This is a genomic window from Micromonospora sp. R311, assembly GCF_056780015.1.
On sequence record NZ_JBSWCE010000002.1, the window covers coordinates 1 to 16,759 of the forward strand.

The 16,759-nt window shown below is 71.7% G+C and carries 16 protein-coding genes and 1 pseudogene; 7 read left to right on the top strand and 10 right to left on the bottom strand.

Annotated elements, in window-relative coordinates:
- Positions 1-254: pseudogene (locus tag AC1WTP_RS01380) on the bottom strand (hypothetical protein); the annotation flags it as partial.
- A 945-nt stretch (positions 255-1,199) separates the two neighbouring features.
- Between AC1WTP_RS01380 and AC1WTP_RS01385 the strand changes: the two are divergent.
- Together AC1WTP_RS01385 and AC1WTP_RS01390 are read left to right on the top strand one after the other, a co-directional pair.
- The gene (locus tag AC1WTP_RS01385; RefSeq protein WP_481647422.1) at positions 1,200-2,114 is read left to right on the top strand and encodes a polysaccharide deacetylase family protein; all 915 of its coding nucleotides are present in this window, start codon (positions 1,200-1,202) and stop codon (positions 2,112-2,114) included.
- Between the two features lie 59 nt (positions 2,115-2,173).
- Complete coding sequence (locus tag AC1WTP_RS01390; RefSeq protein ID WP_481647423.1) at positions 2,174-2,473, top strand: DUF1540 domain-containing protein; 300 nt, start codon at positions 2,174-2,176, stop codon at positions 2,471-2,473.
- Positions 2,474-2,545: 72 nt separating this feature from the next.
- Here AC1WTP_RS01390 and AC1WTP_RS01395 read toward each other — a convergent pair whose 3' ends face one another.
- Complete coding sequence (locus tag AC1WTP_RS01395) at positions 2,546-4,552, bottom strand: protein meaA (RefSeq protein ID WP_481647424.1); 2,007 nt, start codon at positions 4,550-4,552, stop codon at positions 2,546-2,548.
- A gap of 151 nt (positions 4,553-4,703) precedes the next feature.
- Here AC1WTP_RS01395 and AC1WTP_RS01400 point away from each other — a divergent pair, with 151 nt between their 5' ends.
- Entirely contained in the window at positions 4,704-5,552 is an 849-nt protein-coding gene (locus AC1WTP_RS01400; RefSeq protein WP_481647425.1) for an ABC transporter ATP-binding protein, read from the top strand.
- On the top strand, positions 5,549-6,394 hold the full coding sequence (locus tag AC1WTP_RS01405; RefSeq protein ID WP_481647426.1) for an ABC transporter permease: 846 nt from the start codon (positions 5,549-5,551) through the stop codon (positions 6,392-6,394). Before AC1WTP_RS01400 ends, AC1WTP_RS01405 begins: the two co-directional genes overlap by 4 nt.
- Positions 6,395-6,437: 43 nt before the next feature.
- On the opposite strand, the gene AC1WTP_RS01410 is transcribed toward AC1WTP_RS01405, so the two are convergent.
- On the bottom strand, positions 6,438-7,331 hold the full coding sequence (locus AC1WTP_RS01410) for an ArsR/SmtB family transcription factor (protein ID WP_481647427.1): 894 nt from the start codon (positions 7,329-7,331) through the stop codon (positions 6,438-6,440).
- Positions 7,332-7,449: 118 nt separating this feature from the next.
- Here AC1WTP_RS01410 and AC1WTP_RS01415 point away from each other — a divergent pair, with 118 nt between their 5' ends.
- Positions 7,450-8,634: an MFS transporter gene (locus AC1WTP_RS01415; protein WP_481647428.1), complete on the top strand. Its 1,185-nt coding sequence runs from the start codon at positions 7,450-7,452 to the stop codon at positions 8,632-8,634.
- A 24-nt stretch (positions 8,635-8,658) separates the two neighbouring features.
- On the opposite strand, the gene AC1WTP_RS01420 is transcribed toward AC1WTP_RS01415, so the two are convergent.
- Together AC1WTP_RS01420 and murA are read right to left on the bottom strand one after the other, a co-directional pair.
- A complete protein-coding gene (locus tag AC1WTP_RS01420) occupies positions 8,659-9,507 on the bottom strand; it encodes a 3-hydroxyacyl-CoA dehydrogenase family protein (protein ID WP_447138864.1) in 849 nt (282 codons plus the stop codon).
- 72 nt (positions 9,508-9,579) lie between these two features.
- A complete protein-coding gene (gene murA / locus AC1WTP_RS01425; RefSeq protein ID WP_481647429.1) occupies positions 9,580-11,022 on the bottom strand; it encodes a UDP-N-acetylglucosamine 1-carboxyvinyltransferase in 1,443 nt (480 codons plus the stop codon).
- On the opposite strand from murA, the gene AC1WTP_RS01430 reads away from it, so the two are divergent.
- Together AC1WTP_RS01430 and AC1WTP_RS01435 are read left to right on the top strand one after the other, a co-directional pair.
- Positions 11,021-11,593 (top strand): cob(I)yrinic acid a,c-diamide adenosyltransferase, encoded by a 573-nt coding sequence (locus AC1WTP_RS01430; protein ID WP_481647430.1) that lies wholly within the window; start codon positions 11,021-11,023, stop codon positions 11,591-11,593. The genes murA and AC1WTP_RS01430 overlap by 2 nt on opposite strands.
- A gap of 23 nt (positions 11,594-11,616) precedes the next feature.
- A complete protein-coding gene (locus AC1WTP_RS01435) occupies positions 11,617-12,006 on the top strand; it encodes a VOC family protein (RefSeq protein ID WP_481647431.1) in 390 nt (129 codons plus the stop codon).
- A 168-nt stretch (positions 12,007-12,174) separates the two neighbouring features.
- Here AC1WTP_RS01435 and AC1WTP_RS01440 read toward each other — a convergent pair whose 3' ends face one another.
- From AC1WTP_RS01440 to AC1WTP_RS01460, 5 genes are all read right to left on the bottom strand, one after another.
- Positions 12,175-12,630, bottom strand: coding sequence for a DUF2550 domain-containing protein (locus AC1WTP_RS01440; protein ID WP_481647432.1), 456 nt, complete (start codon positions 12,628-12,630; stop codon positions 12,175-12,177).
- Positions 12,631-12,641: 11 nt separating this feature from the next.
- Positions 12,642-12,926 (bottom strand): F0F1 ATP synthase subunit epsilon, encoded by a 285-nt coding sequence (locus AC1WTP_RS01445; protein WP_481647433.1) that lies wholly within the window; start codon positions 12,924-12,926, stop codon positions 12,642-12,644.
- Positions 12,927-13,016: 90 nt separating this feature from the next.
- The gene (locus AC1WTP_RS01450; protein WP_481647434.1) at positions 13,017-14,159 is read right to left on the bottom strand and encodes an LCP family protein; all 1,143 of its coding nucleotides are present in this window, start codon (positions 14,157-14,159) and stop codon (positions 13,017-13,019) included.
- A gap of 221 nt (positions 14,160-14,380) precedes the next feature.
- Positions 14,381-15,820, bottom strand: a complete 1,440-nt coding sequence (atpD, locus tag AC1WTP_RS01455; RefSeq protein ID WP_481647435.1) for a F0F1 ATP synthase subunit beta — start codon at positions 15,818-15,820, stop codon at positions 14,381-14,383.
- Entirely contained in the window at positions 15,820-16,749 is a 930-nt protein-coding gene (locus tag AC1WTP_RS01460) for a F0F1 ATP synthase subunit gamma (RefSeq protein ID WP_447138871.1), read from the bottom strand. Before AC1WTP_RS01460 ends, atpD begins: the two co-directional genes overlap by 1 nt.
- Between the last annotated feature and the right edge of the window lie 10 nt (positions 16,750-16,759).

Genomic DNA, 16,759 nt, shown 5'->3' on the forward strand with positions numbered 1-16,759 from the left:
TTCGTCGCCGCGATGATCGCCTTCACATTCGCGACCTGCTCGTCGGAGAGGTCGATCCGCGACTGCTTGCCCTGCACACCGTGCGGAATCAGCTTGCCCTTGTCGGCCTTGTCGGCCTTGTCGGCCTGCACCACGGCAACCGGCTTCACCTGCTCCACCGCAGCAGCCTGCACGGTAGCCGGACCAGCGAACACACCACCGGCGAAGGCCAGACCAGCGACACCGAGAACGCTCTTACGCATGATCGTGTTCATCACGAAGCTCCTTGGGGGTCGACGCCACCAGCCCAGGGGGAGGGCGTGGTGGCGCAAGCACCGTCCGGCGCTCGAAAGTCTTGGGGGAAAGATCCGACGCTCGCGGGCGGGGGTGCCCTTGCGGCGCCGGGACCATGTGTAACGACCGGCCGGCCACCTTCATTCCGCGGCCCGGCCACGCAACCCCGATCCAGGCGGGGCGGGCTCTTGCTCGATCGTCCGCATGATGTAACGCCCCCGACCCGGCCCCGATTCCACCACCCGGACGCGGCCGGTCACACCCACAAACCGGATATACAGCCCACCACCCGACAGACCACGCCAGCAGACCGCACCGGTTCGGGGCACCGTGCCCGTTTACCGAGCAGGGCGACCCGACGACATCGACCAGCCCGCCACGGGGGCTTCATATCGCGGAAAGAGCGCGATACCTCAGAGTCATCAAAATGCCTCTCAGGTATCACCGTGAAAGACAACGTTGCCGACCCGTGACGACACGCCCATCCGACTGCGCCGACGGGAGTAGAGGGGGTGCGGTGCGGACGCTGCGCCGGCCGCGGCAGGCCCCCGCCGCCACACCTGATCGACTGGATGGGCGGGATGTCGGGCGGAGATCGACGCCACCTGCGGTATGTCCGGTGTCCGGCTACGGAATACACCGCCACGTGCCGCACATCGAGTGGATCTGGCCGGACAATCGGCGATCCGGCCAGGTGAGCCCAAGCGGGGACGGACCTGCTGGCACGGACCCGGCCGGACCACGACGGGGGTGTGGCCCGCCGTGACCGGCGCAGGGATCAAGCCTGACCGCCCGGACCCAAGCCCAGCGGCCCACGAACGCGGCACGGCGCAGCCACCACGCCAAACCACAAGCTGGCACACGCCCCGACCACGACGGCGGACAGCGGGCCCCACGTACCGCGCCGGCACTGAGATCATCTCCCGGTGCCCGTGAAGATCTTCCGCGTCCCGCTCCTCGCGGCCCTCGCCGCCGTCGTCGCGGCGGTGGCCCTGCTGGCCGGTCCGAGTCCGCTCCGCGCGCCGGCCAGCGCCGGCATCATCCGGATCCCGTCAGCCGGGCCGTCCGCGCAGTCCCCGGCAGCGGCGGCCTCGCCGACTCCGGCAGCGCCGGAACCGGACACAGCGGCGCCCGGCACGACCGTCCCGGGAGCGACGCCGCCCGGGACCAGGCCACCCGTCGTCGACCACGGGCCGCGTACCGGGAACAAGGTGGCGCTCACCTTCGACGCGGACATGACCGACGCGATGCGGCGCCAGTTGCGCAGCGGGGCGGTGCGGTCGTACGCGAATCTGAAGATCATCGACCTGCTGGAGCGGGAGCGGGTGCCCGCCACCTTCTTCCTGACCGGCCAGTGGGTCGAGCAGTACCCGGCGGTGACCCGACGGCTCGCCGCGAACCCGCGCTTCGAGTTGGCCAACCACACGTACGGGCATCTGGCCTTCACCCCGGACTGCTACGGACTGCCCCGGATCCCCGCCCGGGAGATGACCACCGACGTGGCCCGGACCTTCGACCTGGTGGCCGCGTACGGCGGGCGGCAGACCCGCTACTTCCGCTTCCCGGGCCTGTGCCACGACCGGGCTGCCCTGACCGCGCTGGCGCCCCTGGGGCTGACCGTGGTGGACGGCGACGTGGTGAGCGGCGACCCGTTCGCGATGTCCTGGCGGCCGGTGGTGCGGGCGGCGCTGGACGGGGTCCGCCCAGGTTCCGTGATCATCCTGCACGTGACGGAGGCGAACGCGCCGATGACCGACGAGGCCCTGCCGCACATCCTGGCCGGGCTGGCCGAGCGTGGCCTGGAGCCGGCCCCGCTCTCGGAGGTGCTCGGGCAGAGCTGAAACCAGGTCACGAATGTCGACAAATGCCTAGAATTCAGGCAAGACTAGAGGAGGTCGGCATGACCGCAGCGATGGAGATGCCCCGGGTGCAGGAGTGCGTGGTGGTGGCCTGCGGCTACAACCACACCGGCGACTGCCACGCGTTCGCCATCACGATCGGCAGCATGGACCACGCGCACTGCCGCACGTTCATCGAGATGCCCGCCGTCCGGGCCGGCGTGGACGGACTCATCGCGCAGGTCGGCGCCTGCCAGCGCGCCGACTGCCGGCACAACGACCAGTTGGAGTGCCACGCGCCGGCGATCAAGGTCGGCCCGGACGCCGACATGGCCGACTGCATCACCTACGACCAGCGCTGACCCACGGCACGACATCGCCGAAAGAGCGCTGACCCGCCGCCACCGCCCCGGCGGTCGGTGACGGCGGGGGTCTCAGCGCAGGCCGTTGGCCTCCCGCACCACGGTGACCAGCTCGTCGATGATGCCGGTGAGCGCGAAGTCCTTCGGCGTGAAGACCCGGGCCACCCCGGCGGCGCGCAACTGCTCCGCGTCGGCCGCGGGGATGATCCCGCCGACCACCACGGGCAGGTCCGGCCGGCCGGCGGCGCGCAGCCCGTCCAGCACCGCCGGCACCGCGGCCAGGTGCGAGCCGGAGAGCACCGAGAGCCCGACCAGGTCCACGTCCTCCTCGACGGCGGCCGCGACGATCTGCCCCGCGGTCAGCCGGATGCCCTGGTAGACCACCTCGAAGCCGGCGTCCCGGGCGCGTACCGCGATCTGCTCGGCGCCGTTGGAGTGCCCGTCCAGGCCGGGCTTGCCGACCAGCAGCCGCAGCCGGGCGCTGCCCAGCTCGCGGGCGGTGGCGGTGACCCGTTCCCGCACCGCGGCGAGCCCGGCGTCCGCGCCCGCCCCGGCCCCGCCGGCCAGCCCGGTCGGCGCCCGGTACTCGCCGAAGACCTGCCGCAGCGCGCCGGCCCACTCGCCGGTGGTCGCCCCGGCCCGCACGCACTCCAGCGTCGCCGGCATCAGGTTCACGCTGGTCGCGGCGTCCGCGCGCAGCCGGGCCAGCGCCGCGTGGACGGCGGCGGCGTCCCGGTTGGCCCGCCATTCGCGTACGGCGGCCGCGGCGGACTTCTCCACCGCCGGGTCCACCTGCTCGATCGCCTCGGCGCCGGCCGCGGTCAGCGGCGACGGCTCGGTCTCGGTGAACCGGTTGACGCCGACCACCACGTCGGTGCCGGCCTCCATCCGGCGACGCCGCTCGGCCAGCGAGGCGACCAGCGCGCTCTTCAGGTAGCCGGTCTCCACGGCGGCGACCACGCCGCCCATCTCCAGCACCTTCTCCAACTCGACCCGGGCGCCGGTGACGATCTCGTCGACCAGCGCGGTCATCACGTGCGAGCCGGCGAACAGGTCCGGGTATTCGAGCAGGTCCGACTCGTACGCCAGGACCTGCTGCATGCGCAGCGACCACTGCTGGTCCCACGGTCGGGGCAGGCCGAGCGCCTCGTTCCAGGCGGGCAGCTGCACGGCCCGGGCCCGGGCGTCCCGGGAGAGGGTGACGCCGAGCATCTCCAGCACGATCCGCTGGATGTTGTTCTCCGGCTGCGCCTCGGTCAGGCCGAGCGAGTTGACCTGCACGCCGTAGCGGAACCGGCGCTGCTTCTCCGCGGCGACGCCGTACCGGTCCCGGGTGATCTCGTCCCAGAGCGCGCCGAAGGCGCGCATCTTGGCGATCTCCTCGACGAAGCGCACCCCGGCGTTGACGAAGAACGAGATCCGCTGGACCACGTCGCCCATCCGCTCGGCGGGCACCTGGCCGGAGTCGCGCACCGCGTCCAGCACGGCGACCGCGGTGGCCAGCGCGAAACCGACCTCCTGCACCGGCGTCGCGCCGGCCTCCTGAAGGTGGTAGGAGCAGATGTTGACCGGGTTCCAGCGCGGCATCTCGCGCAGCGTGTACGCGATGACGTCGGCGGTGAGCCGCAGCGACGCCGCGGGCGGGAAGATGTACGTCCCCCGGGACAGGTACTCCTTGATGATGTCGTTCTGCGTCGTGCCGGCGCAGCGGGCCAGCTCGGCGCCCTGCTCCGCGCCGACCGTGCCGTAGAGGGCGAGCAGCCACATCGCCGGCGCGTTGATGGTCATCGAGGTGTTCATCTCGGCCAGCGGGATGCCGTCGAAGAGGGCCCGCATGTCGCCGAGGTGGGCGACCGGCACCCCGACCCGGCCGACCTCGCCGGCGGCCAGTTCGTGGTCGGGGTCGTAACCGGTCTGCGTGGGCAGATCGAAGGCGACCGACAGGCCGGTCTGCCCCTTGCCCAGGTTGCGACGGAAGAGCGCGTTGGTCGCGGCGGCCGAGGAGTGCCCGGCGTACGTGCGCATCACCCAGGGGCGGTCGCGCTCGGGCAGCCGGCCGGGGGAAGCCTTCTCGTCCATGGCCGGAGTCTAAGTTACCGTTCAGTCACCTGGGCTGTGGAAAACCACACAGCTCCATGGAGCGGACGTCCGGGTGGCAAGCGCCCGACATGGCGCGCACCACCACACCCCGGCCGGGCCGGGCCCACCGCCAGGTCGCACACTTGACGGCATGGATGACGAGCTCGCGATCTCCGTCCGGGGGCTGCGCAAGGCGTACGGGGACACCGTCGCGGTGGCGGGCGTCGACCTCGACGTGCACCGGGGCGAGGTGTTCGCCCTGCTCGGCCCGAACGGCGCGGGCAAGACCACCACGGTGGAGATCCTGGAGGGTTTCCGGCGGCGGGACGCGGGCGAGGTGTCGGTGCTCGGCAGCGACCCGGCCCGGCCGGCCGCGGACTGGCGCTCCCGGGTGGGCATCGTGCTCCAGGGCACCGGCGAGTTCGACGAGCTGACCGTCGGCGAGGTGGTGCGCCACTTCGCCGGCTTCTACACCGACGCCGACGACCCGGACAAGGTCGTCGAGCGGGTCGGCCTGGCCGGCAAGGCGAAGGCCCGGACGCACACCCTCTCCGGCGGGCAGAAGCGCCGGCTCGACGTGGCGCTCGGCATCGTCGGCCGGCCCGAGCTGCTCTTCCTCGACGAGCCGACCACCGGTTTCGACCCGGAGGCGCGGCGGGAGTTCTGGGAGCTGATCCGGGACCTGGCCGCGGCCGGCACCACCATCGTGCTCACCACCCACTACCTGGACGAGGCCGAGGCGCTGGCCGACCGGGTCGGGGTGATCGCGGACGGCCGGCTGGTCGAGGTCGCCGCGCCGAACCGGCTGGGCAACCGGCAGGAGGCCCTGGCGACGGTCTCCTGGCGTACGCCGGAGGGGACGCTGGAGAGCGTCGAGAGCGCGACGCCGACGGCGCTGGTGGCGGAGCTGGCCGCGCGCCACGGCGGCGAGGTGCCCGGCCTCACGGTGACCCGGCCGACCCTGGAGGACATCTACCTCACCATGATCGGACACGCATGACCGCCACCATGAAGCCGGCCGCGCCGGCCGCCGCGGGGCCGGTCCGGCGGCGGGGCCCGGTGGCCCTCGCCGTGCGGCAGGGCCGGCTGGAGATCACCCAGTTCCTGCGCAGCCGGGAGTCCGTCGTGTTCACGATGGGCTTCCCGGTCATCATGATCCTGATCTTCGCGGCGATCTTCCGCGACGAGATCGCCCCCGGGGTCAGCTACACCCAGTACTTCATCACCGGCATGATCGCCACCGGCCTGATGACGGTGAGCTTCCAGAACCTCGGCATCTGGATCCCGATCGAGCGTGACCGGGGAGTGCTCAAGCGCTACCGGGGCACGCCGATGCCGAAGTGGGTGTGGTTCGCCGGGAAGGTGTTGATGGTGGTCGCCATCGGCGTCGCCGAGACCGTGCTGCTGCTGGCCGTCTCGGTGGCGCTGTTCGACCTGGACCTGCCCGGCACCGCCGCGAAGTGGCTCACCTTCGGCTGGGTGTCGGTGCTCGGCGTGACCGCCTGCACCCTGTGCGGCATCGCCATCTCGTCGCTGGCCCGCACCGCGCGCAGCGGCTCGGCGGTGGTCACCCCGGTCGCCCTGGTGCTCCAGTTCATCTCCGGGGTGTTCTTCGTCTTCACCGAGCTGCCGTCCTGGATGCAGCAGGTGGCGGCCCTGTTCCCGCTGAAGTGGATGTGCCAGGGGCTGCGGTCGGTCTTCCTGCCGGAGAGCTTCGGCGGCCAGGAGCCGGCGGGCTCGTTCGAGCTGGGCCGGGTCGCCCTGGTGCTCGCCGCGTGGTGCGTCGTCGGCCTGGTGCTCTGCCTGACCACCTTCCGCTGGACCACCAGGCGCGACGGCTGACCCCGGCGGGGCGGCCCCGGCGCCGCCGGCCGGACGACCCCGCTCACCCGCCGGCGGCGAGCGCGACGCCGAGCGGCGTACGCCAGTAGAGCACCTCGCGCCCGGAGCGCCGCTTGCTGACGGCGCCCGCGTCCAGCAGCACCCGCAGGTGGTCACTCACCGTCCCGAGGGACAGCCCGGTCACCACCACGAGCTGCGAGGTGCTCAGCGGCGTGTCCAGCCTGGCGAGGATGTTGGCCCGGTTCGCGCCGATCAGCCGGGCAAGCCCGTCTGGTGCCGGTGAGGTGGGATCGACCAGGATCCCGCGCGCCGGATACACCATCCCGAACCGGGTCGGCCTGTCCCAGACCACCCAGCCGCGACGGCAGTGCGCCGGGAGGAAGACCAGCTGCTCGGCCCCGTCCAGCGACAGCGACGGCTCCGGATAGTCGTTGATCTGGAGACGACCGTCACCCAGCCAGCGCATGTCGCGGTTGAGGTCGGCGAACACCCCGGCCCAGCCGCGCGCGCTCAACGCGGCGGTGCGGGCCACGATGTCCGCCCGGAGCCGGCGTTCCCGCTCCGGCCACTCCGGCTCGACGGTGTGCGTCCAGACCCAGTCGAGGAGCTCCACCACCTGCCCGGTGAGACCGTCCGCCAGCAACTCGGCGGCGAGCGGCTCCGGGCGGGTGGCCCGCAGGTCGGCCCGGAGCCGCTCGTCGGACAACCGCCCGACGGCCGCCAGCTCCGACCGGAACGTCGGTTCCGGCGAGGCGGGCGCGATGGTGAGGAAGTCCGCGGTCCACCGGGGGTTGAACGACGCGGGCAGCAGTGCCCGGGCCACGGGCCGGGCGGCCAGCATCTGCCGGAATGCCTCGAGGTGCGGCCCTCGCCAGGCCCGCTGCCAGGGATTGCGCGGGTTGTAGAGCGCGCGCAGCGCGGCCACCGTGTCGACCATCGGCGAGACCGTGAAACGGCTGCGCGCGAGAAGATCCGACGGCACCTGCCAGACGCCCACGTTTCGCCTCCAGGCGTAACTCTACGAGATCCACCCGGCACCCCGCACGATCGTGCCCGTGAGAACGTACGCAGACCTGTTCGCGGCCCGTGAGTTCCGCAACCTGTTCCTCGCCAACTGCGCCGGGATCGCCGCGCACACCACGTCAGCGCTGGCGCTGGGCGCGTTGACCTACGCGTCGACCGGCTCGGCGCTGCTCACCGCGCTGAGCATGTTCGGCGCACCGCTGGCCGGCGTGCTCGGCAGCCTGACGTTGCTGTCGGCCGCGGACAGCCTGCCGCCCCGCCGGGCGCTGACCCTCGCCGCGGTGCTGGTCACCGTCGGAGCGGCGGTGCAGGCCGTGCCCGGGCTGCCGCTGTGGGCCCGCTTCGCGATCATCTTCGTCAGCGCGTACGTCGGCTCGATCACCGGCGGGGCCCGGTGGGCGCTGCTCACCGACATCCTGCCGGCCAACGCCTACGTACTGGCCCGGGCCACCATGAACACGAGCGTCGGGGTGATGCAGATCGCCGGGTTCGGGCTGGCCGGCGCCCTGCTCGTCTGGCTGAGCCCGGAGCAGGTGTTCCTGCTCGCCGCGGTGCTCCGGGCGGTGGCCGCCGCGGTGGGCTGGTTCGGGCTGTCCGAACGCCCGGTCCGGGTCACCGAGCGGACGACGATCGCCCGCACCGCGCGGGTGAACCGGGAACTCTGGGCGGACCCGGGCCGCCGGTCGCTCTTCCTGAACCTGTGGGTACCCGGCGGTCTGATCGTCGGGTGCGAGGCGCTCTTCGTCCCGTACGCCGGTGATCGCGCCGGCTTCCTGTTCGCCGCCGCCGCCCTCGGCATGCTGACCGGGGACGTGGTGGTGGGGCGGTTCCTGACCGGGGCCCGCCGGGAGCGGTGGATTCCCGGACTGCGGTTGCTGCTCGCCGTCCCCTATCTGGTCTTCCTGCTGTCGCCGCCGCTACCGCTGGCCATGGTCGTCGCGCTGACCGCGTCGGTCGGCTTCGCCGCCGGGCTGCCGTTGCAGGAACGGCTGATCGCCCACTCGCCGGCCGAGGCCCGCGGTCAGGTGCTCGGCCTGCACCACAACGGCATGCTGGCCGGGCAGGCGGTGTGCGCCGCACTCGCCGGCACGGTCGCGGACCTGGTCCCGGCGAACCGGGCCGTCGCGCTGCTCGCCGGGGCGGCGCTGGCGGCCACGCTCGCGCTCACCGCCGGCCTGCGGCGGACCGCCCCCGCGCCGGCGGGGGCGGTCCGCTGAGCGGCCGGCGAACGCGGACGCCCGTCAGTACGTGTAGAAGCCCTTGCCGGTCTTGCGGCCCAGGTCGCCGGCGGTGACCATGCGCTGGAGCAGCTCCGGCGGGAAGAACTTCTCGTCGGCGGTGTCGGTGTAGATGTTCTTCGAGGCGTGCAGCAGCACGTCCACGCCGGTCAGGTCGGTGGTGGCCAGCGGGCCCATGGCGTGGCCGAAGCCGAGCCGGCACGCGGTGTCCAGGTCCTCCGCCGAGACCACGCCGGACTCGACCAGCTTGACCGCCTCGACCACCAGCGCGGCGATCAGCCGGGTGGTGACGAAGCCGGCGATGTCCCGGTTCACCACGACCACCGTCTTGCCGATCTCCTCGGCGAACGCCTTCACGGTGGCCAGCGTCTCGTCGCTGGTCTTGTAGCCGCGGACCAGCTCGCAGAGCTTCATCATCGGCACCGGCGAGAAGAAGTGCGTACCGACCACGGCCTCGGGGCGCTCGGTGACCGCGGCGATCTGGGTCACCGGGATGGCCGAGGTGTTGGTGGCCAGCACCGCGTCCGACTTGCAGATCTTGTCCAGCGCCCGGAACACCTCGTGCTTGACGTCCAGTCGCTCGAAGACCGCCTCGACCACGATGTCCGCGTCCGCGACCGCCTCCAGGTCGGTGGTCGGGGTGATCCGGCCGAGCGCCGCCTCGACGTCCGACGCCTCGATCTTGCCCTTCTCGGCGAACTTCTCCAGCGACTTCCGGATGCCGTCCAGCCCGCGCCGGGTGGCCGCGTCGTCCAGGTCCCGCAGCGTCACCTGCCAGCCCGCCTGCGCCGCCACCTGGGCGATTCCCGAGCCCATCAGCCCGGCCCCGACGACCGCGAGTCGACCCGCCATCTGCTTACTCCCTCGCCTGAATGAGTGTCTGTCAGCACCCTAGTCGGCGAGCCTGAACGACTGCTAAGGCCCTCAGATGGCGACCGCCGGCTCCTCCGGGGCGGTGCCCCGCTCCACCTCGACGCCGAGCGCCCGCAGGTCGGCCACGAAGTCCGGGTAGCCGCGATCCACGTGGTGCACGTGGGAGACCTCGGTGACCCCGTCCGCGCAGAGGCCGGCGATGATCAGCCCGGCGCCGGCCCGGATGTCGGTGGCGCGTACCGGGGCGCCGGAGAGCCGCTCCCGGCCACGGACCACGGCATGGTGCCCGTCGGTCTTGATGTCCGCGCCGAGCCGCATCATCTCGTTGGCGAACATGAACCGGCCGTCGAAGATGTTCTCGGTGATCAGCGAGGCGCCGTCGCTGACCGCCGCCAGCCCGATCGCCATCGGCAGCAGGTCGGTGGCGAAGCCGGGGTAGGGCAGGGTCACCACGTCCACCGCGGTGGGCCGGTCGTCCATCCGGATCCGGAAGGCGCCCGACCGCGTCTCCACCAGGCCGCCGGCCGACACCACTTTGTCCAGCGCGACCTCCAGGAACGTCGGGTCCACCCCGGTCACCGTCACGTCGCCCCGGGTCATCGCCGCGCCGAAGGCCCAGGTGCCGGCGACGATCCGGTCCCCGACCGTGGCGTGCCGCACCGGCCGCAGGTCGGGCACGCCCTCGATGCGCAGGGTCGAGGTGCCGGCCCCGGTGATCCGGGCGCCCATCTGGTTGAGCATGGTGCAGATGTCGACGATCTCCGGTTCCCGCGCGGCGTTGTCGATCACGCTCGCCCCGCGGGCCAGCACCGCCGCCATCACCAGGTTCTCGGTCGCCCCGACGCTGGGGAAGTCCAGCACGATGTCGGCCCCGTGCAGGCCGCGCGGCGCGGCGGCGATCACGAAGCCGTGTTCGCCGGAGATCTCGGCGCCCATCCGGGTCAGCCCGGAGATGTGCATGTCCAGGCCGCGGGAGCCGATCGCGTCGCCGCCCGGATGGGCGACCCGCACGTACCCGCGCCGGGCGAGCAGCGGACCGAGCACGCAGATCGACGCGCGCAGCCGGCGGACCAGGTCGTAGTCGGCCTCCGCGCCCGGTTGCTCGGGCACGTCGATGGTGACCGACCGGGAGCGGGCCACCCCGCCCCGCGCCACCATCGGGTCGACCGGGTCGTCGGCGTCGAAGCTCACCGTGCAGCCGAGCCGGCGGAGCACCTCCCCCATGATCGCGATGTCGGTGATCCGGGGCACGTTGGTGATCACGCTGGGGCCGGGCGCGAGCAGGGCCGCCGCCATCAGCTTCAGCGCCGAGTTCTTGGCGCCCACCACGTGCACGGTGCCGGCCAGCCGGGCGTCACCGGGCACCCGGATCACGTCGACGTCGTTAACCGCCGGGGCGCCCGCGCCGCCGGGGCCGAACGCGGCCGGCCACCCGGCGGCCGTGTCCGGCCGCGCCGGGATCGTCAGGTCCGGTATCCGTAGGCTGTGCGTCATGGCCGTCCACCTCACGCGCATCTACACCAAGGCCGGCGACGCCGGCATGACCAGGCTGAGCAACAACGAGCAGGTGCCGAAGACCGATCCCCGGATCGCCGCGTACGCGGACGTCGACGAGTGCAACGCGGCGATCGGCGTCGCGCTGGCCCTCGGCCAGCTCGACGAGGAGTTGCGGGCGGTGCTCGGGTCCATCCAGAACGACCTGTTCGACGTGGGCGCCGACCTGGCCACCCCGGTCGAGCCGGATCCGAAGTACCCGCCGCTGCGGGTGACCGAGGAGTACGTGGAGCGCCTCGAGGGCTGGTGCGACGAGTACAACGCACGCCTGCGCAAGCTGGACTCCTTCATCCTCCCCGGCGGCACCGCGGGCGCGGCGCTGCTGCACGTGGCGCGGACGACCGCCCGACGCGCCGAGCGTGCGGCGTGGGCCCTGGTCGGCCACGACCCCGACCGGACCAGCCCTCTTCCGGCAAAGTATCTCAACCGGCTCTCCGATTTGCTCTTTATCCTGGCAAGAACGGCAAATCCGGACGGAGATGTGCTATGGGTTCCCGGCGGTGACCGCTGACCGCGCGACCGCCGACGCCCGGCGTGGGCACGTTGCACCACGTCGAGGTCTGGGTGCCCGACCTGGCCGCCGCCCGCCACAGCTGGGGTTGGCTCCTCGGTGAGCTGGGCTGGACGCCGTTCCAGGAGTGGCCGGCCGGCAGCTCCTGGCGGCTCGGCTCGACCTACCTGGTCCTGGAGGAGTCCCCCGCGCTCTCCGGGCGGCGGCACGACCGGCTCGCCCCCGGCCTCAACCACCTGGCCTTCCACGCCGGCCCGCCGGCCGCCGTGGACCGGCTGGTGGCGGCCGCGCCGGCGTACGGCTGGACGCTGCTCTTCCCGGACCGGCACCCGCACGCCGGCGGCCCGCAGGCCTACGCCGGCTACCTCACCGACAACCAGGGGTACGAGGTCGAACTGGTGGCGGCCGACTGAGGCGCCGGAGGGCTTGCGGTGGGGTGTTTCCGGGGAGCCCACTCACTCCGGGCGGTCAGGCTTGATCCCTCCGCGAGCGGGCTCCCCGGAAACACCGTCGGGGTCGCTCTCGTCGGGAAACCGCCGGCCGGCCGGCGTGGGGAGAAGAAATCTCAGGGGTGGCCCGGGTCAGGCCGCGGGCCAGTCCTGGGAGGCCAGACGTGGCGAGACCGCCCCGGGCGGGGCGGCCTCGAGCCAGGAGAGGAATCCGGTGACCGTGGATCGCGCCATGGCGATCTCGACCGGTGCGTGGTGACTGGTGCACCGGAGGATGACCCAGTCGGCGGGCATGGAGAGCCGCTCCTGCCCCTCGGGGAGCCGGCGCCGCTCCACCGCGAGCCCCTTGCGGGAGAGCACCCGTTTGGGTCGCAGCGCGAAGCTGAACATCCGGTACCAGCGGAGCTCGTCGCCGACGAACCGCCCGAAGCCGGGCGACCAGCCGCGGCCGTCGAGCATGGTGGAGACCCGGACGCTGAGCCGGATGATGCCACCGCTGCGGGTGACCAGGGCTCGCCGGACGAAGAGGATCAACAGCGCGCCGAGAATGACGGCGATGCCGATTCCGATCCCTTCGACGATCTCCATCGGCGGTGCGGTCAGCGGCTCTGCGCGGCGGAGACCGGGGTGGCGCTCTCGGCCAGGACGGTCACGCCCTCGGCGCTGACCGACAGGAAGCCGCCGGCCACCTCGTAGGCGACCTGCTCGCCGCCGGCGAGCTTGATGCGTACCTGGCCCGGCTCGGCGAGCTGGCCGAGCAGCGGCGCGTGCCCCGGCAGCACACCCAGCTCACCCTCGGTCGTCCGGGCGACGACCATCTCGGCCTCGCCGGACCAGACCTTCTCCTCGACGGCTACGAGCTCGACGTGAAGCTGCTGTGCCACGCTGTCTCCTTGCTGCGGCGGCGGATTGCCGAAAGTCTAGTCCCGCGGCCGAGCCGCCCCCAAGGCGGGTGGCGAGAGCTACGCCACGCCCTACTTGGTCTTGTTCTGGAAGCCCGGGTGCTCGAGCAGGAACGCGTCCAGCTGCTCCTTGTGCAGGGCGGTGAAGAAGTCGTCCACCTCGGGCTTGAAGCGCTCGCCGCGGTACTTGCCGTTCTCGATCACCCCGCCGCCGGGCAGCTTGACCATCTGGATCGTGTCCGGGCGGATGTTCTTGAGCGCGAGCCCGAAGTCGACGACGCTGTGGCCCCGGCCGCTGAAGATCAGCGACTGCCCGGCGGCGCGGAGCACCTTGTCCAGCTTGAGCGGGTTGGTCACCACGTCGGCACTGAACGCCTGGCCCACCATGGCCTTGACGAACTGCTGCTGGTGGCGCTGCCGGCCGTAGTCGCCGTCCGGGACGCCGTTCTTCGGGTAGCGCTGGCGGACGTAGTCCAGCGCCTGCCAGCCCTTGAGGTGCTGGTTGCCCTTCTTGTATTCCGCCTGCGGCCCGATGTAGCCCTCGCCGTTCGGGTTGCCCTCGCGGTGCGTGCCGTCCGGCTTCCGGTGCTCCGAGCGCACGTCGCGCTCGATGTACATGTCGACGCCACCCATCGCGTCGACGATCTTCTGGAAGCCGGTGAAGTTGATGATCGCGCCGGCGTCGAAACGCTTGATCCCGGTCACGTCCTGCACGGTCTCCGCGAGCAGTTCGAAGCCGCGGGCGGCGTCGGGGTTCTTGCCCGGCACCCGGCTGCCGTACGACATCGCCGCGTTGAGCTTGTCGGTGCCGCCGTTGAAGTTGGCCTTGGTGAACTGCGGGATCTCCACGAGGAGGTCGCGCGGCAGCGAGAAGAGGTAGGCCCGGTCCATCGAGGCGGGCACGTGCAGCACCATGATCGAGTCGGCCAGCGGGGGCGTCTCCGGGTTGCGGGGGTCGATGCCGACCAGCAGGATGTTCAGCGGGCCCTTGATGTCGCTCTTGCGCTCCTTCGCGCCGGCGGCCTGGTCGCCGAAGAGGTCGGCCTTGCCCACCGCACCCTCGTAGCGGGCCATCAGCGCCTCCATGCCGACCAGGACCACCCCGCTGAGCAGCATCAGCACGGCGCCGAACACCGTGCTGGCCCGGGCCCACCGGGGCACGCCCGACCACATGGACGGCCGCTTGCCGACCTTGCCGGCCTTACCCACGAGCATCTCCGTTCGTCACGCCCACGATCAGGAGACGGGCGCGCGCAGCCGAATGGTTGCAAGGATCAGCGCTCATCGGGGGCTGAGCGCGCGGATCGACGGTACCTCGCACCCGGCGTGATCGCCGACCACAGGAAACCGGCCAGCGGCAATGGTAGGGCGTGAAGATGAACAAAAGGTCGCCCCGGCGTTGCCGGGGCGACCTTTTGTGTGACGTTCGGGGCGGCTCAGCCCTCCGCCATCAGTTCCTTCGCCTTGCGCTCCAGGTCCTCCAGACCACCGCACATGAAGAAGGCCTGCTCGGGGAAGTGGTCGTACTCGCCCTCGCTGATCTTGCGGAACGCCTCGATGGTCTCCTTGATCGGGACCGTCGAGCCCGGCACGCCGGTGAACTGCTCGGCCGCGTAGGTGTTCTGCGAGAGGAAGCGCTCGATCCGGCGGGCCCGGCCGACCGTGACCTTGTCCTCCTCCGAGAGCTCCTCGATGCCGAGGATGGCGATGATGTCCTGCAGGTCCTTGTAGCGCTGCAGGATCCGCTTCACCTCGGTGGCGACCTGGAAGTGCTCCTGGCCGACGAACTCCGGGGCGAGGATCCGGGACGAGGACGCCAGCGGGTCCACGGCCGGGTAGATGCCCTTGTCGGAGATCGACCGCTCCAGGTTGGTGGTCGCGTCGAGGTGGGCGAACGTGGTGGCCGGGGCGGGGTCGGTGTAGTCGTCCGCCGGCACGTAGATCGCCTGCATCGAGGTGATGGCCTGGCCCCGGACGGAGGTGATCCGCTCCTGGAGCTCGCCCATCTCGTCGGCCAGGGTCGGCTGGTAGCCCACCGCGCTCGGCATCCGGCCGAGCAGGGTGGAGACCTCGGAGCCGGCCTGGGTGAAGCGGAAGATGTTGTCGATGAAGAGCAGCACCTCCTGCTTCTTCACGTCCCGGAAGTACTCCGCCATGGTCAGCGCGGAGAGGGCGACCCGGAGCCGGGTGCCCGGCGGCTCGTCCATCTGGCCGTAGACCAGCGCGGTCTTGTCGATGACGCCGGACTCGGTCATCTCGGCGATGAGGTCGTTGCCCTCACGGGTCCGCTCCCCCACGCCGGCGAAGACCGACGTACCACCGAAGTTGCGGGCCACGCGGGTGATCATCTCCTGGATGAGCACCGTCTTGCCCACGCCGGCGCCGCCGAACAGGCCGATCTTGCCGCCCTTGACGTACGGGGCGAGCAGGTCGATGACCTTGATGCCGGTCTCCAGCATCTCGGTCTTCGGCTCCAGGTCGGCGAAGGCCGGGGCCTTGCGGTGGATGCCCCACCGGTCGTCGGCCTGGATGGTCTCGCCCTCGGTGAGGTTGAGGCACTCGCCGATCGCGTTGAACACGTGACCCTTGACCGCGTCGCCCACCGGCACGGTGATCGGCTCGCCGCGGTCACGCACCTCCGCGCCGCGGACCAGGCCGTCCGTCGGCTGCATCGAGATCGCGCGGACCATGTTGTCACCCAGGTGCTGGGCGACCTCCAGGGTCAGCGTCTTCTCGCCGCCGGACAGGTTCACGTCGACGTTCAGGGCGTTGAACAGGGCCGGCATGGCGTCGCGCGGGAACTCGGCGTCGACGACCGGGCCGATGACCCGGACCACGCGACCGGTGGCCGTCTTGGTCTCTACTGGGGCAGTCATCACACTTCACTTCCCGACGCGGCCAGCGCGTTCGCGCCGCCGACGATCTCGCTGATCTCCTGGGTGATCCCGGCCTGGCGGGCCGTGTTCATCTCGCGCGTGTACTTCTCGATCATCTCTTCGGCGTTGTCGGTGGCGCTCTTCATCGCCCGCCGCCGGGCCGCCGACTCGCTCGCCGCAGACTCGATCAACGCCGCGTAGATCCGCGTGTTGATGTACCTCGGCAGCAGCGCGTCGAGCAGCGCGTCCGCCTCCGGCTCGAACTCGTACGCCGGGAGCAGGCCCTCGGACCGCGGGCGGTCCTCGACCTGCATCGGGCCGATGATCTTCGCGACCGGGGTCTGGGTCATCAGGGACTTGAACTCGGTGTAGACGATGTGCAGCTCGTCGATCCCGAGCACCCCGTCCGGCCCGGTGCCGCCGTCGACGTCGTCCGCGCCGGCCGAGAACGCCTTGATCAGCGTCTCGCCCACCTCGCGGGCGTCGGCGAACGACGGCTGCTCGCTGAAGCCGGTCCAGTTCGCCTCGATCGGCCGGTTGCGGAACCGGTAGAACGTGACGCCCTTGCGCCCGATGACGTAGAGCACCGGCTCCTTGCCGTCGGCCTTCAGCCGGGCGATCAGCGACTCGGCGGTCTTGATCGCGTTGGTGCTGTAGCCGCCGGCCAGGCCCCGGTCACTGGTGACCAGCAGGACGCCGGCCCGCCGCACCCGCGGACGCGGGGTCAGCAGCGGGTGGTCGATCCGCGCGTTGGACGCCAGCGCCGTGAGCACGTTGGTGATGGCCTGGGCGTACGGCAGGGACGCCTCCACCCGGGCCTGGGCCTTGGCGATCCGGCTCGTCGCCACGAGCTCCATCGCCTTGGTGATCTTCTTCATCGACTTCGCCGAGCGGATCCGTTGACGAAGAACGCGTACCTGGGCCGCCATGAATCAGCCC